We start from the raw sequence: 24,260 nt of genomic DNA on the forward strand, positions 1-24,260 counted from the left end.
TGCCAGCAGACAAAGAAATGGTCATGCCAGGCGATAACGTGTCGATCACCGTCAAGCTGATCAACCCGATCGCGATGGAAGAAGGTCTGCGCTTCGCTATCCGCGAAGGCGGCCGTACCGTCGGCGCTGGTGTTGTTGCAAAAATCCTGGCTTAATTCTTAAGCCTGCATAAAAGAAGACGCGTCGTCGCCCGGCGCCCTTCTTTTTATTCAACTGCCGGGGTTGGCAAGCATTTTGGTGCTATCATGTCGACCCTGACGGTTGTTGCGTCAGAAATTCCCGTATGACCTCATTGCCGTGCAAACCGCGCGGTTCGTTCTTTTAAGGAAATATCATGTCGGCACCAAACCAAAAAATCCGTATCCGCCTGAAGGCTTTCGATTACAAACTGATCGACCAGTCCGCTCTGGAAATCGTTGAAACCGCGAAGCGCACCGGCGCTGTCGTCAAAGGCCCAGTACCACTGCCTACCCGTATTCAACGTTTCGATGTGCTGCGTTCCCCGCACGTCAACAAAACTTCGCGCGATCAGTTCGAGATCCGTACGCACCAACGCCTGATGGACATCGTTGACCCAACGGACAAAACCGTTGACGCGCTGATGAAGCTGGACCTGCCAGCTGGTGTTGATGTCGAAATCAAACTGCAATAATCGGTTTTAAGAAGGCCGGCGGGGTATCCCGCCGCCTGATGATGGGGCCGGGCCTGCTCACGATCGTGAGTGCGCCCGGCCCCATTGTCATTGGTGCCATGCCTTTGGCGGGGGCTTCCGTCCTGTCTTCATCCTACTCCATCCCATTTTCTTCTTTTCACCTCTCTCACCGGGATTGCCTGCCAGCACAATGCGCGCCAGCTTGATTCCAGCAAAGAGCTCGGTCTATAAAGTGGGGTTAAAACAACAATTGTTAATTGTTTTCTTTCGCGTGCGCGTCGAATGTGAGAAATTTGTAACATGCGTGAGAATGTGTGATTATTTTACAAAAATGATCAGTGCAACGCATCGATTTATAAAACGAAAACAATATTTGAGGAGTAGTTTTGAAAAGTACAGTGATGAGCAATACCTCCCGTTTGAAGAAAAGCACCCTTGCAATAGCATTGACACTGGCCTTCTCCCAATACGCTGTGGCACAAGAAGCTGCCGCACCTGCAGAAAAGCTGCAACGCGTCGAAGTCACCGGCAGCAGCATCAAGCGCACCGAAGCTGAAACAGCTGGCGCACTGCAAGTGCTGACCCGCGATGACATCGAGCGCACCGGCCAGACCACGGCGCTGGGCATCTTGAGTTCCTCCTCCGCCATCAGCACCTCGATTGATTCGTCGAGCAGCAGCTCCGGCAGCTTCGCCACGGGTTCCTCGGGCGTGGGCATGCGCGGCCTGGGCAAGGTCGCGACCCTGGTGCTGGTCAACGGCCGCCGCATTGCACAATACGGCCTGGCCGATGGCGCACAACAGAATTTCACCAACCTGGACGCGATCCCGGCTGCCGCCATCGAGCGCATCGAAATCCTGAAAGATGGCGCATCGGCAATCTACGGTTCCGACGCCATCGCTGGCGTGATCAACATCATCCTGCTGAAAAACTTCGAAGGCGCCAAGATCACTGGCAACTACAAGGAAACGGACCGTTTCAAAGACCAGCGCAGCCGCAACGTGTCGGGCATCGTCGGTTACGGCGATATCGACAAGGATGGTTTCAACACCTACCTGACGTACGAATCCTACAAGAACGACGGTTACACCGCTGGCGACCTGCGCGGCCACTACCCTGAATGGCACCGCCAGACCCCGGGCCGTTCGACCTGGGACGCCATGAGCGCGTTCTCGCCAACCGGCAACTACTTCCTGAGCAGCACGAACATCGTTGCCGCGCCAGGCTGCCCGGCCGACAAGATCGATGCCAAGGACAAGCTGTGCAAGATGGATATCTTGCCGTACACGGGCTTGACCACCAATGCCAAGCGCTATGCGCTGGCCAGCAACACGCACTTCCGCATTGGCAAGAGCATCGACGCCAACTTCGAGATCACTAATGCCGGCGCCAGCAACGATTATATCGTTGCTCCGTTCAACGTCAGCAATGGCAGCGCCACCACGTCGTCGAGCACCTGGTACGACGCGATCAACGGTAAGATGGTTGGTCCATACTTCTATCCAAAATTACCTGTTGGCCACGCCAACAACCCTTACGGCGTACCGGTGGAATACCGCGCCCGCATGATGGACACCGGCGACGGCTTCAACTTCAACCGCACTGAATCCGATCAGACGCGCGTCATGCTGAGTCTGAACGGCGACATCGGTAATTTCGATTGGAAATCCGCCGTCGGCTACATGAACTCGAAAGCCAACAAGGCCACCCGTGCCGTGAGCGCTACTGGTTACACCAATGCCATCGTCAACGGCACCTACAAGTTCGGCCAGCAAAACGATGCCGCGCTGCTGGAGTCGATGTTCCCGGTACGTACCACCAAGGGTGAATCGAAAATCACCTTCGTCGACGCGACCGTGTCCGGTGAAGTGGCGCAATTGCCAGCCGGTCCTTTGAGCGTGGCGTTCGGTACCGACATTCGTCGCGAAAAGTATGAAATGGCCAGCTCGGACAACGTGCTGAGTGGCGACCTGGTCGGCATCGCCGGCCTGCAAGTCAAAGACACCATGGATCACTACGCGCTGTTCGCCGAAGCGACCATCCCGGTGGTCAAGCGTGTGGAAGTGAGTGCCGCAGTGCGTGCCGACAAGTCCACCAACAGCGACGTGCACTTCTCGCCAAAGCTCGGCTTGCGCGTCAACGCCACCGACACTCTGTTGCTGCGCGCCACGGCCGCTGGCGGCTTCCGTGCGCCTAACATCGTTGAAACCGGTAACGGCCTGGGCCGCAGCTCGTTTGCCACCGATGTCAGCGATCCACGTCGTTGCGCAACCGCCAGTGCCTTGAACAAGCTGGTGCAGAACAATCCGGCCGCCACCAGCGTCGACAAGGCTCAGGGCAATACCTTCCAGAACAGTGATTGCAAAGGCGGCGTGCCTAGCTTCGTGTCGGCGAACAAGGACCTGAAACCGGAAACCTCGCGTTCGATCACCGCTGGTTTCGTTTTCGAACCGGTCAAGAACTGGACCGTGGCACTGGACTACTACCATATCGAACGCAAGGACGAAATCGGTACCCGTGGCGTGGCTGATATCCTGCGCGGCGAAGCTGGCCTGCCAGCCGGACAGCTGGTGCGTGTCGATAACTCGGCTTCCGATGCGCAATTCCTGGCACTGGTAAAAAAATACGCACCTGGCAATACCACCAACTTCGGCGGCGTTGGCGCGATCGGCCTGCTGTACAACCCATATGTCAACAGCGGCAAGACCCGTGCTTCGGGCTTCGACTTTGATGCGGGTGGCCGTTTCAACACCGGCATCGGCCAGGTTCGCCTGAAACTGGAAGGTACTTACCTGTGGAAATACCAGGAATTCAGCGTGACCGACAATGCCTATGACACCAACCTGGCAGGTAACTATGACATGGGTTCGCGTCTGAAAGCCAAGCTGCGCGCCAGCCTGAAGGCCGGCTCGTTTGACCACGGCATGACCCTGAACTACGCCAGTGGTTTCAGCAACGACAGCCAGACTTCGCCGACCTACTGCGTTACCAACAAGGTTTCGGCTGAGAACATGGATGCTTGCTCGCGCGTAGGCAGCAACACCACGGTCGATTACAACCTGTCATTCAGCGGTATCAAAAATACCCGTCTGAGCCTTTACATCGACAATCTGTTCGACAAGGCCGCACCAGTGCAGTGGCGCAGAGGCTACGCCGAATCGTTCCAGTTCCGTCGTATTGGCGTATCGGCCAGCTACACCTTCCTCTGATCATCGTCAGTTGAGACTCCACCACCCGGCAGCGATGCCGGGTGTGTCAAAGACCAGGCCGCGTGCCTGGTTTTTTTTGCCCCGCCATCGATGATGGGGGATATCGCTTTACAGTGCCGCAGCCGGCCGATAAAGTTGCTGCATGCTTAACGCCCTCGATACCCATCTATTAAATGCCGCTCCCCGTGAGCGCTTGCGCGGCTGGCCGCGCTTCCTGACCGAATTCTTGTATTTCGGCATCAAGGAGGCGAGGTCGTGCCTGTTTGTGGGGCTGTTTTTTGCCGCCGTCTTCCTGGTGCCGCGCGCCGGCCTGTTCGGCCTGCCGCGCTATGACGTGCTGCTGCTGGTGGCGCTGGCGATCCAGGGCGCGATGGTTTGGAGCGGGCTGGAGACGTGGGATGAATTGAAAGCCATCTGCCTGTTTCATGCGGTCGGCTTCGCGCTGGAAGTGTTCAAGGTGTCGGGGACGATCCAATCGTGGAGCTATCCCGACTTCGCCTACACCAAGGTGTTCGGCGTGCCCCTGTTTTCCGGCTTCATGTATGCGGCCGTCGGCAGCTACATCATCCAGACCTGGCGCCTGCTCGACATGCGGATCCGCCACCATCCACCGTACTGGATGGCGGTGCTGATCGCGCTGCTGATCTACGCCAACTTCTTTACTCACCACTACATCGGCGACTACCGCTGGTATCTGGCTGCCTGCGCGCTGGGCTTGTACGCGCGCACGACCGTGGTGTTCCGCCCGCTCGACCGCGATCGCAGCATGCCCTTGCTGCTCGGTTTCGTGCTGGTCGGCTTCTTCATCTGGCTGGCTGAAAACATCAGCACCTTCTGGGGCGTGTGGCGCTATCCGAACCAGCTAGGCGCGTGGTCGGTCGTGCACGTCAGCAAATGGAGTTCATGGTCGCTGCTGGTGGTGATGACGTTCACCATCGTGGCGCACCTCAAGCACATCAAGGCCAGCATCCACGTCGCCCAGCCTTAGGCCGGGCTTCGGGACGGCTTGTTACAAGCTGGCCGCCACCACGTCGAAGCGCGCGCCCAGCGCCGCTTGCGGGCCGCCTTGCAGTTGCTTCGCATATTGGCGCAGCACTTCCGCCGAATACGTGCGCGAGGCGGGCGACAGCTTCGGCAGCAGCGGCAGCACGCGTTCCAGATAGCCCGTGCCTTCCTGCCACTTGCCTTGCGCGGCCAGGGCTGACGCCAGTTCCACCATGCGGCGGCCAACGCGCGCATCGCTGCGCGGCTGCGCCGCTTCCTCCGTGGCCAGGGCTTGCCGGTACAGTTGCTCCGCTTCCGCATTCTTGCCCTGCAAGCGCTTGATGCGGCCCAGGTTGTACTGGCGCTGCGAGAGGATGTCCGCGCTGGCCCCGGCCTGCTCGGCACTGCGCAGCGCCTGTACGCAAGCCAGTTCCGCTTCGCCAAACTGGCCTTTGAGTTCGGCCGCGTTGCAGGCATCCTGCTGTTCATTGGAGGCGGTGAGCGTCGCTGGTGCCGCGCAGGCGGCCAGCAGGCTGGCGGCGCATAGCAGGCTGATGGTATGGGTCTTCATAGTCTCCTCGGACGGGTGTCAAACACGGTGTATCGGTGGAGTCATGCCGTAATAAATATACTATAAGTTTTTTGGGGTAGGGTGGCTTTTCGCCAGCCCGCGCGATTGACGCCGCTTGCGTGCTTCAGGGATACTCCGGGCTTGTCCATTAATGCGTGCCGCCGCCATGTCCAAGACTGTCCTGATCGTGGAAGATGAACAGGCGATTGCCGACAGCATCGCCTATGCCTTGCGCACGGACGGCTTTACGCCGCGCCATGTGATGCTGGGCGAGCACGCCCTGGCCGCGCTGCGCCCCATGCCCGGCGAAGCGGCGCAGATGCCCGTTCTCGTGGTGCTCGACGTGGGCTTGCCCGACATGAGCGGCCTGGAAGTGTGCCGCCGGCTGCGCCAGTTTTCCGACGTGCCGGTGATCTTCCTGACGGCCCGCAGCGACGAGATCGACCGCATCGTCGGTCTGGAAATCGGCGCTGACGATTACGTCACCAAACCGTTTTCGCCGCGCGAACTGGTGGCGCGCATCCGCGTCATCCTGCGCCGCGCGGGTGTCGCTCAGGTGCCGCGCGAGACTGGCATGACGATAGCCGCGCCTGTCGCCGCGACCGCACCGGCGCGCTTCGAGTTGCGCGCGCTTGAGGCGCGGGTGCTGTTCCACGGCCAGCCGCTGGACCTGACCCGCTATGAATACCTGCTGCTGAAAACCCTGCTCGAGCATCCGGGCCACGTGCTGTCGCGTGCGCAGCTGATGGAGCGCGTGTGGAGCGGTGCGCCCGACACGCTCGAGCGCACCGTCGACGCGCACGTCAAATCGCTGCGCGCCAAGCTGCGCGCCGTCGATGCGCAGGTCGACCCCATCCACACCCACCGTGGCCTCGGCTACAGCCTGGCCGGCGCATGAAGATCGGCCTGCGCATCCTGCTCGGCTACTTCCTGATCGTCGGGCTGGCCGCGTGGTTCCTGCTGAATGTCTTCATGGAGCAGGTCAAGCCGGGCGTGCGCTCGACCCTGGAAGACACCCTGGTCGATACCTCGCAGCTGCTGGCCAGCCTGGTGGCGCCCGACGTGAAGGCGGGCACGCTGGCGCAGTCGCCCGTGGCCGAGCGCATGCAGGATTACGCGCGCCATGGCGTGGACGTCAATATCAATGGCGTGCGCAAGCGCACGCTTGATTACCGCATCACCATCACGGACCGGCACGGCATCGTGCTGTTCGATTCCAGCGGGCGCGACGTGGGGCGCGACTATTCGCGCTGGAATGACGTGTATCTGACCTTGCAGGGCAAGTATGGCGCGCGCAGCACGCGCAGCCGGCCTGACGACGAGATGTCGACGGTGATGCACGTGGCCGCGCCGATTCGCGACGGCAATGAGGTGATCGGCGTGCTGACGGTGGCCAAGCCGAATGCCAGCGTGCAAGCGTTTGTCGAGCGCAGCCAGCGCAAGATATTGCAGCGCGGCGCCGTGCTGTTGCTGCTGTCGCTGCTGATCGGCCTGGCGTTCGCCTGGTGGCTGCACCATGCGCTGGGCAAGCTGATGGACTATATCGGCGACGTGGAAGCGGGGCGCAAGGTGGCGCTGCCGGCGCTGGGCACGAACGAGATCGGTACTCTGGGGCGGGCCTTGGAGGCGATGCGCACGCGCCTCGAGGGCAAGGAATATGTGGAGCAGCTGATGCACACCCTGGCGCATGAATTGAAAAGCCCGATCGCCGCCATCCAGGCCTCGGCCGAGCTGCTGCAGGAAGACATGCCGCCGGCCGAGCGGCGCCAGTTCCTTGCCAGTATCCTGGAACAGAATGCGCGCCAGCGGCAGCTGATCGACAAGCTGCTGGCCCTCGTGCGCGTGGAAAAGCAGCAGCGCCTGGATCATCCCGAGCGCATCGCGCTGGGGCCCTTGCTGGCGCAAGTGGCGCAGGACGCGGCCGCCACCCTGGCGGCGCGCGGCGTGCGCGTGCAGCTGCAGGCCGAAGAGACGAGCGTGGCCGGGGACGCCCTGCTGCTGCGCCAGGCGCTGGGCAACCTGCTCGACAACGCCGCCGGCTTTGCGCCGCCGGGCAGCTGCATCGACCTGACGGCGCAGCGCCACGGCAGCCAGGTGGAAATTGCCGTGCGCGACCGCGGCGCGGGCATTCCCGCGTATGCGCTCGAACGCGTCTTCGAGCGTTTTTATTCCCTGCCGCGCCCGAGCGCCGGCAAGAGCACGGGCCTGGGCTTGCCCTTCGTGCGCGAGGTCGCCTCGCTGCATGGCGGCACGGTCGAAGTGCTCAATCACGCGGAGGGGGGCGCCTGCGCGCGCCTGTGCCTGCCGCTAGCCTAGCGCACTTTATTTGCCCGCTTCACACAGACTGCATCGTCAGCGCATACAGCTTTTTTACACTGGCCGCCTTACTTCAAGGATGCGCCATGCAAAAAACCCTCTTAGTCAAAGCGTTGATCGTGTTCGGCCTGATGTTGCTGATCGGCCTGCCTTTGCTGATGATTCAGGAAACGATCAAGGAGCGGATGGAATTCCGCCAGGAAGCCGTCAACAGCATCGCCGCCGATTCGGTGCGCGAACAAACCATCATCGGCCCCATTCTCGTGATTCCCTACACGGAGCAATATGAAGAGCGTGTGGAGGTGGCCAAGGGCGATGACAAGGAAGCGAAATTGCCGGTGCGCACCGAGTTGCTGCGCCGCCTGGTGCAGCGCCGCCTGATCGTCTACCCAAACGATCTGCAGATCAACGGCAACATCGAGACGGACCGCCGCTACCGCGGCATCCACCAGGTGCTGGTCTACAGCGGGCAGCACGCGTTCAAGGGCGACTTCACGGTGCCGGCCAGCAGCCAGCTGCCGCGCAAAACGCCGGACTCGCGTGTGACCCTGGGCGCGCCTTTCGTGGCCCTGTCCATCGAGGACGTGCGCGGCATCCGCAATATCCCGAAAATCGACTGGGGCGGCCAGAAGATCGAGTTCGAGCAGGGCACCGACCTGTTTGCCTTCCGCAGCGGCCTGCACGCGCCGCTGGGCGCCATGCCGCTGGCGCAAGCGCAACAGGTGAAATTCAGCTTTGACCTGGGCCTCGATGGCATCGAACGCCAGCATTTTGTGCCGGTGGCCAAGAACAGCCAGATCAGCATCAAGTCGAACTGGCCCCATCCGCAGTTTGGCGGGCGCTTCCTGCCGTCGCCGAAGAACCGCCAGATCGACGCCCAGGGTTTCAACGTGGCGTGGAATATCTCGTCGCTGGCCACCAATGCGCAAACGCAGCTGAGCACCATCGAGGGCGAATTCAAGGTGCCCGACAATGCGCCGCTGGGCCAGATCGACCGCTTCAGCGTGGGCTTCATCGAACCGGTGAACGTGTACTCGCAATCGGACCGGGCCACCAAATATGGCTTGCTGTTCGTGGCGCTGACCTTTGCCGCCTTCTTCATCTTTGAAATCCTGAAGAGTCTGCCGATCCATCCGGTGCAATATCTGCTGGTGGGCCTGTCGCTGGTGATCTTCTTCCTGCTGCTGGTGGGCCTGGCCGAGCACATCGCCTTCCTGGCCGCCTACCTGATCGCCAGCGCCGCCTGTATCGTGCTGACCAGCTTTTATCTGGTACACGTGCTGCACAACGCGTGGCGCGGCATCGGCTTCGGCGTGGCGCTGACCTTGCTGTATGGCGCGCTGTATGGCTTGCTGAGCTCGGAAAACAATGCGCTGGTGATGGGCAGCATCCTGTTGTTCGCCGTGCTGGCCGCCATCATGGTGGCGACGCGCAAGGTGGACTGGTATCAGATTGGCAAAGGAGTGCCGCAAGAGTAAGGACTGGCAAGGCGCCATGCGCCGCCATGCATACAGCCAGCCCGGACGGTGATCTGTCCGGGCTGGCTTTTTATTTGGCGGCGGCATTAATTGGTAGTTGGTTGGTATTGTTTACGGTATTCTATTGGCATTGCTTTTTAAGTAATGGCGGGTGCTGCGGCACCTGCCCGGGGCGGTGCGAGGATGGCGTGTCGTCCTGGTTGTTCTTCCATCTGATAAACGGAGATGAAATATGATCAAGAAGTCGATGGCTTTCCTGTTTGCGCTGGGCTTGAGCGCCTCGTATGCGTTTGCCGCTGGCGATGTCACGCAGTGCTATAGCGAGTGCGGGCAAAAAGTGGCCAATTGCCGGGCGCACCTCGGTGGCAGCCCCATCTGCGAAGATCTGTACCAGCATTGCCTGATCAACTGCCAGCAATAAGCTTTTTCGGGCGTCGCGCCCGGGAAGTGCAGGGCAGGGCGCGCAAGCCATTGCGCGCCCTGTGTGTTTCCGCCATTGCCCGCCAGGGCGCATGCCGCCGTGCTTTGCGCCCGTCAAGTTGGCTTGCGGCGGCATTTTTCCGGCGCGCCGACAACTCCCGCAGGGGCGTCGCGCAACACTTTGACATACCTCGTGTTAACTTGTTGCGTCAAGGGTTTTTGTGCTATATACTAGCCGGCTTCGGTATGGATTCGTCTTTTTTGAGTCCTACGTTACTTTGTAGTTAAACAAGCCCCGCCCAATCGCAGGTGGGAATGGAGAAAAAATGAGCCTAGGCCTTCTCGGTCGCAAGGTTGGTATGATGCGCATTTTCACGGATGAAGGGGATTCGATTCCTGTCACCGTGTTGGACGTATCGAACAACCGTGTTGCGCAAATCAAAACCCCTGAAACAGATGGTTACTCCGCTGTTCAGGTCGCATTCGGTCAACGTCGCGCTTCCCGCGTGACCAAAGCTGTTGCTGGTCATCACGCTAAAGCTGGTGTTGAAGCCGGTACTCTGTTGAAAGAGTTCCGTGTCGACGCTGCCAAAGCCGCTGAACTGAAAGCTGGCGATGTTGTCGCTGCTTCCCTGTTCGAAGTCGGTCAAAAGATCGACGTGCAAGGCGTTACCATCGGTAAAGGCTATGCAGGCGTTATCAAACGTTACCACTTCGCTTCTGGCCGTGCAACGCACGGTAACTCGCGTTCGCATAACGTTCCAGGTTCCATCGGTATGGCACAAGATCCAGGTCGCGTTTTCCCTGGTAAGCGCATGACCGGTCATCTGGGTGACGTTAACCGTACGATCCAGAACCTCGTGATCGCCCGTATCGATGCCGACCGTCAGCTGTTGCTGGTCAAAGGCGCGATTCCAGGTGCGAAAAATGGCCAGGTAGTTGTCTCGCCAGCCATCAAAACCAAAGCCAAGAAGGGAGCTTAAACGATGGAACTCAAGCTTCTGAATGCGCAAGGTCAAGCCGCCTCGAACGTTGCTGCAGCCGATACGATTTTCGGCCGTGACTACAATGAAGCGCTGATCCACCAAGTCGTCATCGCTTATCAAGCGAATGCACGTAGTGGTAACCGCAAGCAAAAAGACCGTGAAGAAGTTCACCACACGACGAAAAAGCCATGGCGCCAAAAAGGTACCGGCCGCGCTCGTGCTGGTATGTCGTCGTCGCCACTGTGGCGCGGCGGTGGTCGGATTTTCCCGAACTCGCCTGACGAAAACTTCACCCACAAAGTGAACAAAAAGATGTATCGCGCAGGTATCTGCTCGATCCTGTCGCAGCTGGCTCGCGAAGAGCGCCTGATCGTCATCGACGATCTGACGATCGACGCGCCAAAAACCAAGCTGCTGTCGCAAAAATTGAACGGCCTGGGCTTTGATTCGGTTCTGATCATCACCGACGTTCTGAACGAAAACCTGGAACTGGCATCGCGCAACCTGCCTAACGTACTCGTCGTTGAGCCACGTCACGCAGACCCGATGTCCCTGGTGTTCTACAAGAAGATCCTGGTCACCAAAGCTGCATTGGCCAAGATTGAGGAGATGCTGGCATGAGCGCGATTTTGAAACATAGCGAAGAACGCTTGATGAAGGTGCTGTTGGCGCCCGTGATTTCCGAAAAGGCCACCATGGTCGCGGAAAAGAACGAGCAAATTGTATTCCGCGTACTGCCGGATGCAACCAAGCCTGAAATCAAGGCAGCGGTCGAACTGCTGTTCAAGGTTGAAGTTCTGTCCGTGCAAACTGCAAACCGCGAAGGTAAGCAAAAGCGCACCGGCAAGTTCAACGGCCGTCGTAACCATACCAAGCGTGCTTTCGTGTGCCTGAAGCCTGGCCAGGAAATCAACTTCTCCGAGGAGGCTGCATAATGGCACTCGTTAAGATGAAACCAACCTCGCCAGGCCGTCGCGGCATGGTGAAGGTGGTGAATGCCGACCTGTACAAGGGTCGTCCATTCGCTGCCCTGGTTGAAAAGAAATCCAAGACCGCTGGTCGTAACAACAACGGTCACATCACCACCCGTCATATCGGTGGTGGTCATAAGCAACACTACCGCTTGATCGACTTCAAGCGCACCAAAGATGGTATTCCAGCGAAAGTGGAACGTATCGAATACGATCCAAACCGCACCGCGAATATCGCTCTGCTGTGCTACGCCGACGGCGAACGTCACTACATCATCGCAACCAAAGGCATGGCCGTTGGCGACAGCGTGATGAACGGTTCGGAAGCACCGATCAAATCGGGTAACTGCTTGCCAATCCGTAACATCCCAGTCGGTACCGTGATGCATTGCGTCGAAATGCTGCCAGGTAAAGGTGCCCAAATGGCACGTACCGCCGGCGCTGGCGTTGTGCTGATGGCACGTGAAGGTACCTACGCTCAAGTGCGTCTGCGCTCGGGTGAAGTACGTCGCGTGCACATCGAGTGCCGTGCAACGGTTGGTGAAGTCGGCAATGCCGAGCACAGCCTGCGTAAAATCGGTAAAGCTGGTGCGATGCGCTGGCGCGGTGTTCGTCCTACCGTTCGCGGTGTGGTCATGAACCCTGTCGATCACCCGCACGGTGGTGGTGAAGGTAAAACAGCAGCTGGTCGTCATCCAGTTTCGCCTTGGGGCCAACAGACTAAAGGTAAGAAGACACGCAGCAACAAGCGTACTACTTCCATGATCGTCTCGCGCCGCGGCAAGAAATAAGGGGTAGCACATGACACGTTCATTGAAAAAAGGGCCGTTCTGTGACGCCCACCTGGTGAAAAAAGTTGAAGCCGCGCAAGCAGCCAAAGACAAAAAGCCAATCAAAACCTGGTCGCGTCGTTCGACAATCATGCCTGACTTCATCGGCCTGACGATCGCGGTTCATAACGGCAAGCTGCACGTGCCGGTTTATGTTTCCGAAAACATGGTTGGTCACAAGCTCGGCGAATTCGCACTGACCCGTACGTTCAAGGGCCATGCAGCTGACAAAAAGGCTAAGAAATAATGGAAACTAAAGCTATCCTCAAAGGTGTGCGCCTGTCGGACCAAAAGGGCCGCCTGGTTGCTGACCTGATCCGTGGCAAGAAAGTTGACGCTGCACTCAACATCTTGCAATTCAGCCCGAAAAAAGGTGCTGCGATCATCAAACGCGTTCTGGAATCCGCTATTGCGAATGCCGAGCACAATGATGGTGCGGACATCGACGAATTGTTCGTGAAAACGATCTACGTCGAAAAGGGCCCCGTCCTGAAGCGCTTCACCGCGCGTGCAAAAGGCCGTGGCGACCGTATTTCGAAACAATCCTGTCACGTTTACGTGACTGTCGGTAACTAAGGAGCCACGATGGGTCAGAAAATTCATCCAACCGGTTTCCGTCTGGCGGTCACCCGTAACTGGGCTTCGCGCTGGTATGCAGGCAACGGTAATTTCGCTGCCATGCTGAACGAAGACTTGAAAGCACGTGCTTACCTGAAAAAGAAACTGAAGAACGCATCCGTTGGCCGCATCGTTATCGAGCGCCCAGCCAAGAACGCGCGCTTCACGATCTACAGCTCGCGTCCAGGCGTGGTCATTGGTAAAAAAGGCGAAGACATCGAAGTACTGAAGTCGGCGCTGACCAAGATCATGGGCGTACCTGTTCACGTGAACATCGAAGAAATTCGCAAGCCAGAAATCGACTCGCAACTGATCGCCGATTCGATCGCTCAGCAGCTGGAAAAACGGATCATGTTCCGCCGCGCCATGAAGCGTGCAATGCAAAATGCAATGCGCCTGGGTGCTCTCGGTATCAAGATCATGTCGTCCGGCCGTCTGAACGGTATCGAAATCGCGCGTAAAGAGTGGTACCGCGAAGGCCGTGTGCCTCTGCATACCCTGCGCGCCGATATCGACTACGGTACCAGCGAAGCGTCGACCACCTACGGCATCATCGGTGTCAAGGTGTGGGTATACAAAGGTGACCGCGCGCCTAACGGCGATGCACCAGTCATCGATACCCCAGCTGACGAGAAGAAAAGCCGCGGCCCACGCCGTGACGATGGCAAGCCAGCTGGCCGTCCACGTCCAGCCGGTGCCGGTGCGAAACCATCCACAGCACCAGGTGCACGTGTGCGTACCGCCGCTAAACCGGCCGCCGCAGCAGCACCAGCTGAGAAAGCAGGAGAATAATCATGCTGCAACCAGCACGCAGAAAGTATCGTAAAGAGCAGAAAGGCCGTAATACCGGTATTTCGCACAGCCGCGGCACCGCCGTGTCGTTTGGCGAATTCGGTCTGAAGGCAGTTGCGCGCGGTCGTATCACTGCGCGTCAAATTGAAGCGGCGCGTCGTGCAATGACGCGTCACATCAAGCGCGGTGGCCGTATCTGGATCCGTATCTTCCCGGACAAACCGATTTCGAACAAACCGGCTGAAGTCCGTATGGGTAACGGTAAAGGTAATCCTGAGTACTACGTCGCTGAAATTCAGCCAGGCAAAGTACTGTACGAAATGGATGGCGTTGATGAAGCGCTGGCACGGGAAGCATTCCGTCTTGCCGCCGCTAAACTGCCACTGGCGACGACGTTTGTCATCCGCCAAGTCGGCCAATAATTGGAGTTGTATATGAAAGCATCTGAACTCCGCGGCAAGGACCAGCCAGCTCTGCAAAAAGAGCTGAATGACCTGTTGAAGGCACAGTTCGGCCTGCGCATGCAAATCGCTACGCAGCAGCTGAGCAACACTTCGCAGCTCAAGAAGGTACGCCGCGATATCGCGCGTGTGAAGACGGTAATGAATCTGAAGGAAGCCAAATGAACGAACCAGTGAAACAGTCGCTCAAGCGCACGCTGATCGGTAAAGTGGTTTCGGACAAGATGGACAAGACCGTTACCGTTCTGATCGAGCGCCACGTAAAACATCCTTTGTATGGCAAGATCATCATGCGCTCGAACAAGTATCACGCGCATGACGAGACCAACCAAGTCAAGGCCGGTGATACGGTCGAGATCCAGGAAGGTCGCCCGATCTCCAAAACGAAGGCATGGACGGTGACACGTGTGGTTCAAGCCGCACCAACCGTTTAAATAAAAACCACCGTTTCGGCGGTGGGTTTTAATTAGTACTTGCAGGCCCGCAAATTGTATGTAATACTTGCGGGCTTCGTTCATGTAACGCCGCAAAGTGTCTGGCCACAGACAGTAGCATTCGCGGTCAGTTGATGTATGAAGGTCATGCACCCAAACAGTGAAGCCCAGCAGGGCGGCTCTGGCGGGACCAAGACTGACCGTGGGTCTACATTGTGTGGATTCTTCGGCTTAAGTTGGGAAAGAGAATACTATGATTCAAACTGAAAGCCGGCTCGAAGTGGCTGACAATACCGGTGCCAAAGAAGTAATGTGCATCAAGGTATTGGGCGGCTCCAAGCGCCGTTATGCTGGCATTGGCGATGTGATCAAGGTAACCGTTAAGGTTGCTGCGCCACGTGGCCGTGTCAAAAAAGGTGAAATTTATAACGCCGTGGTTGTGCGCACCGCTAAAGGTGTTCGCCGCCAAGACGGTTCCCTGGTGAAGTTCGACGGCAACGCCGCCGTTCTGTTGAACGCCAAGCTGGAACCGATCGGTACCCGTATTTTTGGACCTGTCACACGCGAACTGCGTACTGAGAAGTTCATGAAAATCGTGTCCCTGGCACCGGAAGTCCTGTAAGGAGTCGTAATGGATAAGATTCGTAAAAACGACGAAGTCATCGTTCTGACCGGGAAAGACAAGGGCAAACGTGGTGTGGTACAGCAGCGTATCGATGCTGAACATATCGTGGTTGACGGCATTAACATCGCTAAAAAAGCGACTAAGCCAAACCCGATGACTGGCGTAACTGGTGGTATCGTCGATAAGACCATGCCAATTCACGTGTCCAACGTTGCATTGTTTAATGCAGCGACTGGCAAGGCAGATCGCGTGGGTTTCAAAGAAGTGGACGGCAAGAAAGTTCGCATCTTTAAATCCTCCGGCGAAGTAGTGAAGGCTTAAGAAATCATGGCACGTCTCCAAGAATTCTATAAAGAAAAAGTCGTTGCCGACCTGACCAGCAAGTTTGGTTACAAGTCGGTAATGGAAGTTCCACGCCTGACCAAGATCACCCTGAACATGGGTGTTGGTGAGGCTATCGCGGATAAAAAAGTTCTCGAGCACGCAGTTGCTGACTTGACCAAGATCGCCGGCCAGAAGCCAGTGACCACCAAGTCCCGCAAAGCGATCGCAGGCTTCAAAATCCGTGAAGGTTACCCGATCGGTACGATGGTCACCCTGCGCGGCGCTCGCATGTACGAGTTCCTGGATCGCTTCATTACCGTGGCTCTGCCGCGCGTACGCGATTTCCGTGGTGTGAACGGCCGTGCATTTGATGGTCGTGGCAACTACAACATCGGTGTCAAGGAACAGATCATTTTCCCTGAAATCGAATACGACAAGATTGACGCGTTGCGCGGTATGAATATCAGCATCACGACAACCGCTAAGACCGATGACGAAGCCAAAGCTTTGCTCGCCGCCTTTAAATTCCCTTTCAGGAACTGATCATGGCCAAACTGTCACTGATTAATCGTGAGATCAAGCGTGCTGACCTGGTGGCGAAATTCGCCCCTAAGCGCGAAGCTCTCAAGGCCATCGTCGATGACCAATCGAAATCGGAAGAAGAGCGCTACGAAGCTCGCCTGAAACTGCAGGCGCTGCCACGTAACTCGAACCCGACGCGTCAACGTAACCGTTGCGCCATCACTGGTCGTCCGCGCGGCACATTCCGTAAATTCGGTCTGGGTCGTATCAAGCTCCGTGAATTCGCCATGCGTGGTGAAATTCCGGGTATGACAAAAGCAAGCTGGTAATAGGAGAATATGCAATGAGTATGAGCGATCCTATCGCCGATATGCTGACCCGCATTCGCAATGCACAAGGCGTGCAAAAGACGACCGTGGCCATGCCATCGTCGAAAGTCAAAATTGCGATTGCCAGCGTCCTGAAGGACGAGGGTTACATTGAAGATTTCGCTGTTGCCGAAGCTGGTGGCAAAGCGGAACTGAAAATCGGTTTGAAGTATTATGTTGGCCGTCCCGTCATTGAGCGCTTGGAGCGCGTGTCCCGTCCGGGTCTGCGCGTCTACAAGGGTAAAGACGAGATCCCTGTTGTGATGAATGGCTTGGGTGTGGCGATCGTGTCGACTCCGCAAGGCGTCATGACTGACCGCAAAGCACGCGCTACCGGTGTCGGCGGCGAAGTTATTTGCTACGTGGCTTAAGGAGTTACACATGTCTCGAGTAGCTAAAATGCCTATCGTAGTGCCAGCTGGCGCCGAAGTCGCCATCTCCGCACAAGCGATCACCGTAAAAGGCCCGCTGGGCGTACTTTCCCAGGCCCTCACCGGCCAGGTCAAAGTGGAAAACAATGCAGGAACCCTGAGTTTCGACGTGGCGAACGACAGCCGCGAAGCCAATGCCATGTCCGGCACGCTGCGCGCACTGGTCAACAACATGGTTGTTGGCGTCACCAAGGGTTTCGAGAAAAAGCTGAACCTGGTAGGCGTGGGTTACAAGGCGCAAGCTCAAGGCGACAAGTTGAATCTGTCCCTGGGTTTCTCGCACCCTGTAGTGCATGACATGCCAGCTGGCGTTACCTGCGCAACACCAACCCCGACCGAGATCCTGATTAAAGGTATCGACCGTCAACAGGTTGGCCAGGTAGCCGCTGAAGTTCGTGCTTACCGCGCTCCTGAGCCTTATAAAGGCAAGGGCGTTCGCTATGCGGACGAAGTGGTTAAGCTTAAAGAAACCAAGAAGAAGTAATTAGGGGCTGACGATGGATAAGAAAGAATCACGGCTTCGCCGCGGACGCCAAACCCGCATCAAGATTGCGGAATTGAAAGTAAATCGCTTGTCGGTGCATCGCACCAACCTGCACATTTACGCCAACCTGATCAGCCCGGACGCTAAAGTCCTGGTTTCGGCCTCGACGGCTGAAGCGGAAGTTCGCGCTGAACTGGCAGGCCAATCCGGCAAAGGCGGCAATGCCGCTGCTGCAGCCTTGATCGGCAAGCGCGTCGCTGAAAAAGCGTTGAAAGCAGGGATTACCGAAGTTGCGTTTGACCGCTCCGGTTTCCGTTACCACGGCCGTGTGAAAGCGTTGGCAGAAGCCGCACGCGAAGCCGGTCTGAAGTTCTAAGGATCAATCATGGCAAAAATGCAAGCAAAAATGCAAAGCGACAAGCCGGATGATGGCATGCGCGAAAAAATGATCGCGATCAACCGCGTGACCAAAGTGGTCAAGGGTGGTCGTATCATGGGTTTCGCCGCGCTGACCGTAGTTGGTGATGGCGATGGCCGCGTCGGCATGGGCAAGGGCAAATCGAAAGAAGTGCCAGTTGGCGTGCAGAAGGCAATGGAAGAAGCCCGTCGCAACCTGATCAAAGTACCGCTCAAAAACGGCACCTTGCATCACACGGTTGTTGGTCGTCACGGCGCCTCCAAGGTCCTGATGAACCCAGCTAAGCCTGGTACTGGCGTTATCGCTGGTGGCGCAATGCGCGCTATCTTCGAAGTGATGGGCGTGACGGACGTGGTGGCGAAATCCACCGGTTCGAACAACCCATACAACCTGGTACGCGCTACGCTGGACGGCCTGTCGAAAATGAGCACTGCTTCCGATATCGCTGCCAAACGCGGCAAGTCGGTCGAAGACATTCTGGCTTAAGGTGGACAAAATGACAAACACAGTCAAAGTGCAATTGGTCAAGGGCTTGATCGGTACGCGCGAATCGCATCGCGCTACCGTGCGCGGTCTGGGTCTGCGTCGTGTAAATTCGGTTTCCGAATTGCAAGACACCCCATCCGTACGCGGCATGATCAATAAAGTATCGTATCTCGTTAAAGTTGTCGGGTAAGCCTTCGGGCTTACACGAACGGAGCAAATCATGGAATTGAATACTATTGCACCAGCCGAAGGCGCTAAGCACTACAAGCGTCGCGTCGGTCGCGGTATCGGCTCCGGCCTGGGTAAAACCTCGGGTCGTGGTCACAAAGGTCAGAAATCGCGTTCGGGCGGCTTTCATAAAGTCGGTTTCGAAGGCGGTCAGATGCCTCTGCAACGCCGTCTGCCTAAGCGCGGTTTCAAATCGATGCACGCAACCTTCAAAGCTGAAGTGCGCCTGTCCGATCTGAACAACCTGGCTGTTGGCGATGTCGACATTCTGGTCTTGAAGCAAGCTGGCGTTCTGGGCGTGTTGGCCCGTGACGTGCGCGTGATCTTGTCCGGCGAAATCACCAAAGCGGTGAATTTGAAGGGCTTGAAAGTGTCCGCTGGCGCGAAAGCAGCCATCGAAGCAGCCGGCGGCTCGGTAGCCTGAGTTGACCGCTAACAGCTTGATCGGAGCGAAAATTGGCGACTAATCCACAACTTGCTAAAAGTGCAGCGGCCGGTTTCCCTTGGGGACGGCTCTGGTTTTTGCTTGGCGCATTGGTGGTTTATCGTATCGGTGCTCACGTCCCGGTTCCCGGGATTGACCCGACACAATTAGCCTCGCTGTTCAAGGAGCACGAAGGCGGCGTCCTGGGCATGTTCAACATGTTCTCGGGCGGTGCCTTGTCTCGTTTTACAGTGTTTGCGCTGGGTATCATGCCTTATATCTCGGCCTCGATCATCATGCAATTGCTGTCGATCGTGTCACCGCAGATGGAAGCGTTGAAAAAAGAAGGCGAAGCAGGTCGTCGCAAGATCACCCAGTACACCCGGTATTTCACGGTTGCCCTGGCACTGTTCCAAGCGTTAGGCATTGCAGTCGCACTGGAGTCGCAAGCTGGTCTGGTGTTGGAACCTGGTCTTGCATTCCGCTTCGTGACGGTCGTCACTTTGTTGACCGGAACAATGTTTTTGATGTGGTTGGGTGAGCAAATTACCGAGCGTGGCTTGGGGAATGGCATCTCGATCATCATTTTTGCCGGGATTGCAGCAGGTCTGCCGTCGGCGTTGGGTGGCTTGTTCACTCAGGTGTCGAATGGTTCGATCGGCAGCTTCAGCGCGATTTTCATCGTGATCCTGGTAGCACTGGTAACGTACTTCGTTGTATTCGTCGAACGTGGTCAGCGCAAAATATTGGTCAATTACGCGAAGCGCCAGGTAGGCAACAAGATTTATGGCGGTCAAACCAGCCATTTGCCGTTGAAGCTGAACATGGCCGGCGTGATCCCGCCGATCTTTGCTTCTTCGATCATCTTGTTCCCGGCCACTATCGTGGACTGGTTTTCAAAGGGCGCCGACAACGCTAACCCTGCGGTGCGGTTCTTGAAAGATTTGGCAGCATCGATGGGGCCTGGTGAGCCTATCCATGCGCTGTTGTACGCAGTGGCGATCGTGTTTTTCTGTTTCTTCTATACAGCGCTGGTCTTTAACAGCAAGGAAACAGCGGATAACTTGAAGAAAAGCGGTGCGTTCATTCCCGGGATTCGTCCAGGCGAGCAGACAGCCCGTTACATCGACAAGATCCTGACACGCTTGACACTTGCCGGCGCAGTCTACATCACCCTGGTGTGTTTATTGCCGGAATTTATGCAAGCCCAGTGGAAAGTACCATTCTATTTCGGCGGTACTTCTTTATTGATTATTGTAGTTGTCACCATGGATTTCATGGCGCAAGTACAGAACTACGTGATGTCGCAGCAATATGATTCACTGCTGCGCAAAGCAAATTTCAAGGGCGGAATTCCGACGCGTTAAGCGCGGTAAACATACCGAATGGCAAAAGACGACGTCATACAGATGCAGGGCGAGATTCTTGAGAATCTCCCAAATGCAACATTTCGAGTGAAGCTGGAGAACGGACACGTGGTGCTCGGGCATATTTCAGGTAAAATGCGGATGAACTATATTCGCATTCTCCCTGGAGACAAGGTGACGGTGGAGTTAACGCCGTACGACCTGAGCCGAGCCCGCATTGTGTTCCGTACCAAGTAACACACTGAATCAAACCAAAGAAGCGAAAGAAAGAGCCCAAAAATGAAAGTTCTCGCATCAGTCAAGCGGATCTGCCGCAACTGCAAGATCATCAAGCGCAAAGGCGTAGTCCGCGTTATCTGCGTGGAACCACGTCACAAGCAGCGTCAAGGTTAATCGAGGAATAACAAATGGCACGTATTGCAGGGGTTAATATCCCAAATCATCAGCATACCGTTATCGGCCTGACGGCCATCTACGGTGTGGGCCGTCCACGCGCAGAGAAAATCTGTGCATCGACCGGTGTAGCAACCAACAAAAAGATCAAAGATCTGGATGACAGCGAACTGGAAAAGCTGCGCGATGAAGTAGGTAAATTCATCGTCGAAGGCGATCTGCGTCGTGAACTGTCCATGAACATCAAGCGTTTGATGGATCTGGGTTGCTACCGCGGCATGCGTCATCGTAAGGGTCTGCCTTGCCGTGGCCAGCGTACGCGTACGAACGCACGTACCCGCAAGGGACCGCGTAAAGCCGCTCAATCGCTGAAAAAATAATCCGCTAGGGAATAATTATGGCTAAGTCGCAAAATAACGCCGCATCAGCACGCGTGCGTAAAAAAGTTAAAAAGAACGTCGCTGAAGGCATCGCACATGTCCACGCATCGTTCAATAACACCATCATTACCATCACCGATCGTCAAGGCAATGCCTTGTCGTGGGCTACCTCCGGCGGTGCAGGCTTCAAGGGTTCGCGTAAATCGACCCCATTCGCAGCGCAGGTCGCCGCGGAAGCCGCTGGTAAAGTGGCTGTTGAGTGTGGCGTAAAGAACCTGGAAGTACGTATCAAGGGCCCAGGTCCTGGTCGTGAATCCGCCGTTCGCGCGCTGAACAACCTGGGCATCAAGATCACCGAGATCCAGGACGTGACGCCGGTACCGCACAACGGTTGCCGTCCACCGAAACGTCGTCGTATCTAAGATAGTGTTGCAGAGGGCGCTTCGGCGCCAGCTGCTTTGCTGTCTGTTGTAACTCAGTACAGTTGTGTGAAAACGCTGGAGCAGGGAGCCGGAAACGGTTATACTGCCCGGCTGTTCTTGCCTGTCAAATTCTGTTTGACGGGTTTTTCGTTTTCAGCCACCGTCTGATTGAAACCAAATCAGACTAGCGCCTAACCGCATCAGTGTGTTTGATCATGCATGTGGCTGGGGCGTTATCATTTAAAAAAAGGAAGTATCGTGGCACGTTATATCGGACCTAAAGCAAAACTTTCCCGCCGTGAAGGTACAGACCTGTTCCTGAAGAGCGCACGTCGCTCGCTGGACAGCAAGTGCAAACTGGACGTCAAGCCAGGCCAGCACGGTGTCAAATCCGGCGCCCGCACCTCGGACTACGGTAACCAACTGCGCGAAAAGCAAAAAGTCAAGCGCATGTACGGCGTGCTGGAACGTCAATTCCGCCGCTACTTCGCTGAAGCAGACCGTCGTAAAGGCAACACCGGCGAAACGCTGTTGAAGTTGCTGGAAACGCGTCTGGACAACGTTTGCTACCGCATGGGCTTTGGCTCGACCCGCGCTGAAGCGCGTCAATTGGTCAGCCACAAAGCGTTCACCGTGAACGGTATCGTTGTGAACATCGCTTCGTACGCAGTCAAAGTTGGCGACATCGTTGCTGTTCGTGAAAAATCGAAAAAGCAAGTGCGTATCGTTGAAGCACTGTCGCTGGCTGAACAAGTTGGTATGCCTAGCTGGGTTTCGGTTGATGCCAAGAAAATGGAAGGTACCTTCAAGTCCCTGCCAGAGCGTAACGAAATCGCTAACGACGTCAACGAATCGCTGATCGTCGAGCTGTACTCGCGTTAATAGTAGTCAGTAGCAAGATCTCCGCCCACTTTGCTTTTGTAAAGTGGGCGTTTCACTAATGCCATCAGCCTTATCGGTGTAATGAGCCGAGGGTATTGAAAAGGACATTTCATGCAAAACAGTTTGTTGAAGCCACGTATTATCGATGTTGAAGCTCTCGGTGCAGGTCACGCCAAGGTCGTGATGGAACCGTTCGAGCGCGGCTATGGCCACACATTGGGTAACGCGTTGCGCCGCGTTCTGCTGTCGTCGATGGTAGGCTACGCGCCGACCGAAGTGACGATCGCTGGCGTCGTCCACGAATATTCCTCCCTCGATGGCGTGCAAGAAGACGTCGTCGATCTGTTGCTGAACTTGAAGGGTGTGGTTTTCAAAGTCCACAACCGCGATTCGGTAACCCTGACCCTGAAAAAAGAAGGCGAAGGCGCGATCCTGGCCTCCGACATCGACCTGCCGCATGACGTCGAACTGATCAACCCTGACCACGTGATCGCCCACCTGACCGCTGGTGGCAAGCTGGACATGCAGATCAAGGTTGAAAAAGGCCGCGGCTACGTTCCTGGTAACGTGCGTCGCCTGTCGGAAGACACGAACAAGACCATCGGCCGCATCATTCTGGATGCGTCGTTCTCGCCAGTGCGCCGTGTATCGTACTTCGTTGAATCGGCCCGCGTTGAACAGCGTACCGACCTGGACAAGCTGATCATCAACATCGAAACCAACGGCGTGATCTCGCCGGAAGAAGCGATCCGCCAGTCGGCCCGCGTCCTGGTGGACCAGTTGAATGTGTTCGCCGCTCTGGAAGGCACAGAAGCCGCCGCCGAAGCGCCATCGCGCGCTCCTCTGGTCGATCCTATCCTGTTGCGTCCAGTCGACGATCTGGAGTTGACCGTGCGTTCGGCGAACTGCCTGAAAGCGGAAAACATCTACTACATCGGCGACCTGATCCAACGTTCGGAAAACGAACTGCTGAAAACGCCAAATCTGGGCCGCAAGTCCCTGAACGAAATCAAGGAAGTGCTGGCATCGCGCGGCTTGACCTTGGGCATGAAGCTGGAAAACTGGCCGCCTGCCGGCCTGGAAAAGTAATTCGAAGTTTGTAGCAAACTGCCTGGGACAGGTGTCCCAGGCTTTTATTTTTGAAGTACCAAACCGGTCCGCGATGAAACCCTGGTTTCATTGATCGAAGAACTGGATTTAAACTCACTACCGAAAGGATTTACCATGCGTCACGGTCACGGCCTCCGTAAACTGAATCGTACCTCGTCCCACCGTCTGGCAATGCTGCGCAACATGACAGTATCGCTGCTGCGTCACGAAGCGATCAAAACCACCCTGCCAAAAGCAAAAGAACTGCGCCGCGTTGTCGAGCCAATTCTGACCCTGGGCAAAACCGACTCCCTGGCAAACAAGCGTCTGGCCTTCAACCGCCTGCGCGACCGTGAAATGGTCGTCAAACTGTTCGCTGAACTGGGCCCACGTTTCGCCAACCGTAACGGTGGTTATGTGCGTATCCTGAAAATGGGTTTCCGCGTCGGCGATAACGCTCCTATGGCGTTCGTTGAACTGATGGATCGTCCAGATACGACCGAAGCAGTTGAAGTTGCTGGCGAGTAATCCCAGTAGCCGCTTCAAGAAAAGCCAGGCCTAGCCTGGCTTTTTTGTTTTCTGCTGCAGCTATCCTTGCTGCGGTGTACTATTCTTCTTTCGCGCCGGCCCTGCAGCCACTGCACGCCCCGCGCGTCTCTTGTTGAATGGCACAGCTGATGCCGCAGAAAAAGGTC

At 56.6% G+C, this 24,260-nt stretch carries 37 protein-coding genes; 36 read left to right on the forward strand and 1 reads right to left on the reverse strand.

Translation table 11 applies throughout. The features are described from left to right. The 4 genes from AC54AG_RS21625 to AC54AG_RS21640 all read left to right on the forward strand — a co-directional run. On the forward strand, window positions 1-155 hold a 155-nt coding region (locus tag AC54AG_RS21625; RefSeq protein ID WP_479723897.1), incomplete at its 5' end, for an EF-Tu C-terminal domain-related protein. A 179-nt stretch (window positions 156-334) separates the two neighbouring features. Further along, window positions 335-652, forward strand: coding sequence for a 30S ribosomal protein S10 (gene rpsJ / locus AC54AG_RS21630; RefSeq protein WP_010394389.1), 318 nt, complete (start codon window positions 335-337; stop codon window positions 650-652). A 401-nt stretch (window positions 653-1,053) separates the two neighbouring features. Next, the gene (locus tag AC54AG_RS21635) at window positions 1,054-3,861 is read left to right on the forward strand and encodes a TonB-dependent receptor plug domain-containing protein (protein WP_496631553.1); all 2,808 of its coding nucleotides are present in this window, start codon (window positions 1,054-1,056) and stop codon (window positions 3,859-3,861) included. A gap of 142 nt (window positions 3,862-4,003) precedes the next feature. Continuing rightward, the gene (locus AC54AG_RS21640; protein WP_046681662.1) at window positions 4,004-4,849 is read left to right on the forward strand and encodes a DUF817 domain-containing protein; all 846 of its coding nucleotides are present in this window, start codon (window positions 4,004-4,006) and stop codon (window positions 4,847-4,849) included. Between the two features lie 21 nt (window positions 4,850-4,870). Here AC54AG_RS21640 and AC54AG_RS21645 read toward each other — a convergent pair whose 3' ends face one another. Then, a complete protein-coding gene (locus AC54AG_RS21645) occupies window positions 4,871-5,416 on the reverse strand; it encodes a tetratricopeptide repeat protein (RefSeq protein WP_496631554.1) in 546 nt (181 codons plus the stop codon). A 166-nt stretch (window positions 5,417-5,582) separates the two neighbouring features. Between AC54AG_RS21645 and creB the strand changes: the two genes are divergently transcribed. From creB to rplQ, 32 genes are all read left to right on the forward strand, one after another. Continuing rightward, the gene (gene creB, locus AC54AG_RS21650) at window positions 5,583-6,314 is read left to right on the forward strand and encodes a two-component system response regulator CreB (protein WP_338680549.1); all 732 of its coding nucleotides are present in this window, start codon (window positions 5,583-5,585) and stop codon (window positions 6,312-6,314) included. Next, window positions 6,311-7,732 (forward strand): two-component system sensor histidine kinase CreC, encoded by a 1,422-nt coding sequence (creC, locus tag AC54AG_RS21655; RefSeq protein ID WP_496631555.1) that lies wholly within the window; start codon window positions 6,311-6,313, stop codon window positions 7,730-7,732. Before creB ends, creC begins: the two co-directional genes overlap by 4 nt. Before the next feature lie 86 nt (window positions 7,733-7,818). Further along, window positions 7,819-9,210, forward strand: coding sequence for a cell envelope integrity protein CreD (gene creD / locus AC54AG_RS21660; RefSeq protein ID WP_496631556.1), 1,392 nt, complete (start codon window positions 7,819-7,821; stop codon window positions 9,208-9,210). Window positions 9,211-9,442: 232 nt separating this feature from the next. Further along, window positions 9,443-9,631 (forward strand): hypothetical protein, encoded by a 189-nt coding sequence (locus AC54AG_RS21665; protein WP_034753196.1) that lies wholly within the window; start codon window positions 9,443-9,445, stop codon window positions 9,629-9,631. A 325-nt stretch (window positions 9,632-9,956) separates the two neighbouring features. Further along, a complete protein-coding gene (rplC, locus tag AC54AG_RS21670; protein WP_010394393.1) occupies window positions 9,957-10,613 on the forward strand; it encodes a 50S ribosomal protein L3 in 657 nt (218 codons plus the stop codon). Between the two features lie 3 nt (window positions 10,614-10,616). Then, a complete protein-coding gene (gene rplD, locus AC54AG_RS21675; RefSeq protein ID WP_034753197.1) occupies window positions 10,617-11,237 on the forward strand; it encodes a 50S ribosomal protein L4 in 621 nt (206 codons plus the stop codon). Next, on the forward strand, window positions 11,234-11,551 hold the full coding sequence (rplW, locus tag AC54AG_RS21680) for a 50S ribosomal protein L23 (protein WP_010394398.1): 318 nt from the start codon (window positions 11,234-11,236) through the stop codon (window positions 11,549-11,551). The genes rplD and rplW overlap by 4 nt, the downstream gene beginning before the upstream one ends. Continuing rightward, entirely contained in the window at window positions 11,551-12,378 is an 828-nt protein-coding gene (rplB, locus tag AC54AG_RS21685; protein ID WP_034753198.1) for a 50S ribosomal protein L2, read from the forward strand. Before rplW ends, rplB begins: the two co-directional genes overlap by 1 nt. Before the next feature lie 10 nt (window positions 12,379-12,388). Then, on the forward strand, window positions 12,389-12,664 hold the full coding sequence (gene rpsS / locus AC54AG_RS21690) for a 30S ribosomal protein S19 (RefSeq protein ID WP_008444295.1): 276 nt from the start codon (window positions 12,389-12,391) through the stop codon (window positions 12,662-12,664). Further along, entirely contained in the window at window positions 12,661-12,993 is a 333-nt protein-coding gene (gene rplV / locus AC54AG_RS21695) for a 50S ribosomal protein L22 (RefSeq protein WP_170840583.1), read from the forward strand. The genes rpsS and rplV overlap by 4 nt, the downstream gene beginning before the upstream one ends. Window positions 12,994-13,002: 9 nt before the next feature. Continuing rightward, a complete protein-coding gene (rpsC, locus tag AC54AG_RS21700; protein ID WP_034753199.1) occupies window positions 13,003-13,827 on the forward strand; it encodes a 30S ribosomal protein S3 in 825 nt (274 codons plus the stop codon). A gap of 2 nt (window positions 13,828-13,829) precedes the next feature. Then, on the forward strand, window positions 13,830-14,249 hold the full coding sequence (gene rplP, locus AC54AG_RS21705; RefSeq protein WP_034753201.1) for a 50S ribosomal protein L16: 420 nt from the start codon (window positions 13,830-13,832) through the stop codon (window positions 14,247-14,249). 12 nt (window positions 14,250-14,261) lie between these two features. Continuing rightward, window positions 14,262-14,453, forward strand: a complete 192-nt coding sequence (gene rpmC / locus AC54AG_RS21710; RefSeq protein WP_010394412.1) for a 50S ribosomal protein L29 — start codon at window positions 14,262-14,264, stop codon at window positions 14,451-14,453. Then, window positions 14,450-14,722, forward strand: a complete 273-nt coding sequence (gene rpsQ, locus AC54AG_RS21715; RefSeq protein ID WP_010394415.1) for a 30S ribosomal protein S17 — start codon at window positions 14,450-14,452, stop codon at window positions 14,720-14,722. The genes rpmC and rpsQ overlap by 4 nt, the downstream gene beginning before the upstream one ends. A gap of 253 nt (window positions 14,723-14,975) precedes the next feature. After that, a complete protein-coding gene (gene rplN, locus AC54AG_RS21720) occupies window positions 14,976-15,344 on the forward strand; it encodes a 50S ribosomal protein L14 (protein WP_008444317.1) in 369 nt (122 codons plus the stop codon). 9 nt (window positions 15,345-15,353) lie between these two features. Next, a complete protein-coding gene (rplX, locus tag AC54AG_RS21725; protein ID WP_034753204.1) occupies window positions 15,354-15,668 on the forward strand; it encodes a 50S ribosomal protein L24 in 315 nt (104 codons plus the stop codon). Between the two features lie 6 nt (window positions 15,669-15,674). Next, window positions 15,675-16,214 (forward strand): 50S ribosomal protein L5, encoded by a 540-nt coding sequence (gene rplE / locus AC54AG_RS21730; RefSeq protein WP_010394421.1) that lies wholly within the window; start codon window positions 15,675-15,677, stop codon window positions 16,212-16,214. Between the two features lie 2 nt (window positions 16,215-16,216). Next, window positions 16,217-16,522: a 30S ribosomal protein S14 gene (gene rpsN / locus AC54AG_RS21735; protein WP_010394423.1), complete on the forward strand. Its 306-nt coding sequence runs from the start codon at window positions 16,217-16,219 to the stop codon at window positions 16,520-16,522. 14 nt (window positions 16,523-16,536) lie between these two features. Continuing rightward, window positions 16,537-16,932, forward strand: a complete 396-nt coding sequence (gene rpsH, locus AC54AG_RS21740) for a 30S ribosomal protein S8 (protein WP_034753208.1) — start codon at window positions 16,537-16,539, stop codon at window positions 16,930-16,932. A gap of 10 nt (window positions 16,933-16,942) precedes the next feature. Further along, window positions 16,943-17,476, forward strand: a complete 534-nt coding sequence (gene rplF, locus AC54AG_RS21745) for a 50S ribosomal protein L6 (protein ID WP_034778281.1) — start codon at window positions 16,943-16,945, stop codon at window positions 17,474-17,476. Between the two features lie 13 nt (window positions 17,477-17,489). Then, the gene (rplR, locus tag AC54AG_RS21750) at window positions 17,490-17,852 is read left to right on the forward strand and encodes a 50S ribosomal protein L18 (RefSeq protein WP_010394431.1); all 363 of its coding nucleotides are present in this window, start codon (window positions 17,490-17,492) and stop codon (window positions 17,850-17,852) included. A gap of 9 nt (window positions 17,853-17,861) precedes the next feature. Next, window positions 17,862-18,380, forward strand: a complete 519-nt coding sequence (rpsE, locus tag AC54AG_RS21755) for a 30S ribosomal protein S5 (protein ID WP_010394433.1) — start codon at window positions 17,862-17,864, stop codon at window positions 18,378-18,380. A gap of 10 nt (window positions 18,381-18,390) precedes the next feature. After that, the gene (gene rpmD / locus AC54AG_RS21760; protein ID WP_010394435.1) at window positions 18,391-18,570 is read left to right on the forward strand and encodes a 50S ribosomal protein L30; all 180 of its coding nucleotides are present in this window, start codon (window positions 18,391-18,393) and stop codon (window positions 18,568-18,570) included. A 30-nt stretch (window positions 18,571-18,600) separates the two neighbouring features. Beyond that, window positions 18,601-19,032, forward strand: a complete 432-nt coding sequence (gene rplO, locus AC54AG_RS21765; protein WP_034753211.1) for a 50S ribosomal protein L15 — start codon at window positions 18,601-18,603, stop codon at window positions 19,030-19,032. A 32-nt stretch (window positions 19,033-19,064) separates the two neighbouring features. Then, on the forward strand, window positions 19,065-20,399 hold the full coding sequence (gene secY / locus AC54AG_RS21770) for a preprotein translocase subunit SecY (RefSeq protein WP_010394438.1): 1,335 nt from the start codon (window positions 19,065-19,067) through the stop codon (window positions 20,397-20,399). 18 nt (window positions 20,400-20,417) lie between these two features. After that, entirely contained in the window at window positions 20,418-20,636 is a 219-nt protein-coding gene (gene infA / locus AC54AG_RS21775; RefSeq protein WP_005663428.1) for a translation initiation factor IF-1, read from the forward strand. Between the two features lie 42 nt (window positions 20,637-20,678). Beyond that, window positions 20,679-20,792, forward strand: a complete 114-nt coding sequence (gene rpmJ / locus AC54AG_RS21780) for a 50S ribosomal protein L36 (protein ID WP_010394471.1) — start codon at window positions 20,679-20,681, stop codon at window positions 20,790-20,792. Between the two features lie 14 nt (window positions 20,793-20,806). Next, window positions 20,807-21,172, forward strand: coding sequence for a 30S ribosomal protein S13 (gene rpsM / locus AC54AG_RS21785; RefSeq protein ID WP_046681666.1), 366 nt, complete (start codon window positions 20,807-20,809; stop codon window positions 21,170-21,172). 17 nt (window positions 21,173-21,189) lie between these two features. Beyond that, the gene (gene rpsK, locus AC54AG_RS21790; RefSeq protein ID WP_010394475.1) at window positions 21,190-21,594 is read left to right on the forward strand and encodes a 30S ribosomal protein S11; all 405 of its coding nucleotides are present in this window, start codon (window positions 21,190-21,192) and stop codon (window positions 21,592-21,594) included. A 258-nt stretch (window positions 21,595-21,852) separates the two neighbouring features. After that, on the forward strand, window positions 21,853-22,476 hold the full coding sequence (gene rpsD, locus AC54AG_RS21795) for a 30S ribosomal protein S4 (RefSeq protein WP_010394478.1): 624 nt from the start codon (window positions 21,853-21,855) through the stop codon (window positions 22,474-22,476). Window positions 22,477-22,587: 111 nt separating this feature from the next. Further along, the gene (locus AC54AG_RS21800; protein ID WP_008444343.1) at window positions 22,588-23,565 is read left to right on the forward strand and encodes a DNA-directed RNA polymerase subunit alpha; all 978 of its coding nucleotides are present in this window, start codon (window positions 22,588-22,590) and stop codon (window positions 23,563-23,565) included. A gap of 135 nt (window positions 23,566-23,700) precedes the next feature. Then, on the forward strand, window positions 23,701-24,093 hold the full coding sequence (gene rplQ, locus AC54AG_RS21805; RefSeq protein ID WP_034753219.1) for a 50S ribosomal protein L17: 393 nt from the start codon (window positions 23,701-23,703) through the stop codon (window positions 24,091-24,093). Window positions 24,094-24,260: the final 167 nt, after the last annotated feature.

It is taken from the genome of Janthinobacterium sp. BCJ23 (assembly GCF_059617945.1).

What these genes read in the sequence shown, in the direction of transcription:
- rpsJ (WP_010394389.1), top strand. Translation starts at nt 335, where the DNA reads ATGTCGGCACCAAACCAAAAAATCCGTATCCGCCTGAAGGCTTTCGAT.
- AC54AG_RS21635 (WP_496631553.1), top strand. Translation starts at nt 1,054, where the DNA reads ATGAGCAATACCTCCCGTTTGAAGAAAAGCACCCTTGCAATAGCATTG.
- AC54AG_RS21640 (WP_046681662.1), top strand. Translation starts at nt 4,004, where the DNA reads ATGCTTAACGCCCTCGATACCCATCTATTAAATGCCGCTCCCCGTGAG.
- AC54AG_RS21645 (WP_496631554.1), bottom strand. Translation starts at nt 5,416, where the DNA reads ATGAAGACCCATACCATCAGCCTGCTATGCGCCGCCAGCCTGCTGGCC.
- creB (WP_338680549.1), top strand. Translation starts at nt 5,583, where the DNA reads ATGTCCAAGACTGTCCTGATCGTGGAAGATGAACAGGCGATTGCCGAC.
- creC (WP_496631555.1), top strand. Translation starts at nt 6,311, where the DNA reads ATGAAGATCGGCCTGCGCATCCTGCTCGGCTACTTCCTGATCGTCGGG.
- creD (WP_496631556.1), top strand. Translation starts at nt 7,819, where the DNA reads ATGCAAAAAACCCTCTTAGTCAAAGCGTTGATCGTGTTCGGCCTGATG.
- AC54AG_RS21665 (WP_034753196.1), top strand. Translation starts at nt 9,443, where the DNA reads ATGATCAAGAAGTCGATGGCTTTCCTGTTTGCGCTGGGCTTGAGCGCC.
- rplC (WP_010394393.1), top strand. Translation starts at nt 9,957, where the DNA reads ATGAGCCTAGGCCTTCTCGGTCGCAAGGTTGGTATGATGCGCATTTTC.
- rplD (WP_034753197.1), top strand. Translation starts at nt 10,617, where the DNA reads ATGGAACTCAAGCTTCTGAATGCGCAAGGTCAAGCCGCCTCGAACGTT.
- rplW (WP_010394398.1), top strand. Translation starts at nt 11,234, where the DNA reads ATGAGCGCGATTTTGAAACATAGCGAAGAACGCTTGATGAAGGTGCTG.
- rplB (WP_034753198.1), top strand. Translation starts at nt 11,551, where the DNA reads ATGGCACTCGTTAAGATGAAACCAACCTCGCCAGGCCGTCGCGGCATG.
- rpsS (WP_008444295.1), top strand. Translation starts at nt 12,389, where the DNA reads ATGACACGTTCATTGAAAAAAGGGCCGTTCTGTGACGCCCACCTGGTG.
- rpsC (WP_034753199.1), top strand. Translation starts at nt 13,003, where the DNA reads ATGGGTCAGAAAATTCATCCAACCGGTTTCCGTCTGGCGGTCACCCGT.
- rplP (WP_034753201.1), top strand. Translation starts at nt 13,830, where the DNA reads ATGCTGCAACCAGCACGCAGAAAGTATCGTAAAGAGCAGAAAGGCCGT.
- rpmC (WP_010394412.1), top strand. Translation starts at nt 14,262, where the DNA reads ATGAAAGCATCTGAACTCCGCGGCAAGGACCAGCCAGCTCTGCAAAAA.
- rpsQ (WP_010394415.1), top strand. Translation starts at nt 14,450, where the DNA reads ATGAACGAACCAGTGAAACAGTCGCTCAAGCGCACGCTGATCGGTAAA.
- rplN (WP_008444317.1), top strand. Translation starts at nt 14,976, where the DNA reads ATGATTCAAACTGAAAGCCGGCTCGAAGTGGCTGACAATACCGGTGCC.
- rplX (WP_034753204.1), top strand. Translation starts at nt 15,354, where the DNA reads ATGGATAAGATTCGTAAAAACGACGAAGTCATCGTTCTGACCGGGAAA.
- rplE (WP_010394421.1), top strand. Translation starts at nt 15,675, where the DNA reads ATGGCACGTCTCCAAGAATTCTATAAAGAAAAAGTCGTTGCCGACCTG.
- rpsN (WP_010394423.1), top strand. Translation starts at nt 16,217, where the DNA reads ATGGCCAAACTGTCACTGATTAATCGTGAGATCAAGCGTGCTGACCTG.
- rpsH (WP_034753208.1), top strand. Translation starts at nt 16,537, where the DNA reads ATGAGTATGAGCGATCCTATCGCCGATATGCTGACCCGCATTCGCAAT.
- rplF (WP_034778281.1), top strand. Translation starts at nt 16,943, where the DNA reads ATGTCTCGAGTAGCTAAAATGCCTATCGTAGTGCCAGCTGGCGCCGAA.
- rplR (WP_010394431.1), top strand. Translation starts at nt 17,490, where the DNA reads ATGGATAAGAAAGAATCACGGCTTCGCCGCGGACGCCAAACCCGCATC.
- rpsE (WP_010394433.1), top strand. Translation starts at nt 17,862, where the DNA reads ATGGCAAAAATGCAAGCAAAAATGCAAAGCGACAAGCCGGATGATGGC.
- rpmD (WP_010394435.1), top strand. Translation starts at nt 18,391, where the DNA reads ATGACAAACACAGTCAAAGTGCAATTGGTCAAGGGCTTGATCGGTACG.
- rplO (WP_034753211.1), top strand. Translation starts at nt 18,601, where the DNA reads ATGGAATTGAATACTATTGCACCAGCCGAAGGCGCTAAGCACTACAAG.
- infA (WP_005663428.1), top strand. Translation starts at nt 20,418, where the DNA reads ATGGCAAAAGACGACGTCATACAGATGCAGGGCGAGATTCTTGAGAAT.
- rpmJ (WP_010394471.1), top strand. Translation starts at nt 20,679, where the DNA reads ATGAAAGTTCTCGCATCAGTCAAGCGGATCTGCCGCAACTGCAAGATC.
- rpsM (WP_046681666.1), top strand. Translation starts at nt 20,807, where the DNA reads ATGGCACGTATTGCAGGGGTTAATATCCCAAATCATCAGCATACCGTT.
- rpsK (WP_010394475.1), top strand. Translation starts at nt 21,190, where the DNA reads ATGGCTAAGTCGCAAAATAACGCCGCATCAGCACGCGTGCGTAAAAAA.
- AC54AG_RS21800 (WP_008444343.1), top strand. Translation starts at nt 22,588, where the DNA reads ATGCAAAACAGTTTGTTGAAGCCACGTATTATCGATGTTGAAGCTCTC.
- rplQ (WP_034753219.1), top strand. Translation starts at nt 23,701, where the DNA reads ATGCGTCACGGTCACGGCCTCCGTAAACTGAATCGTACCTCGTCCCAC.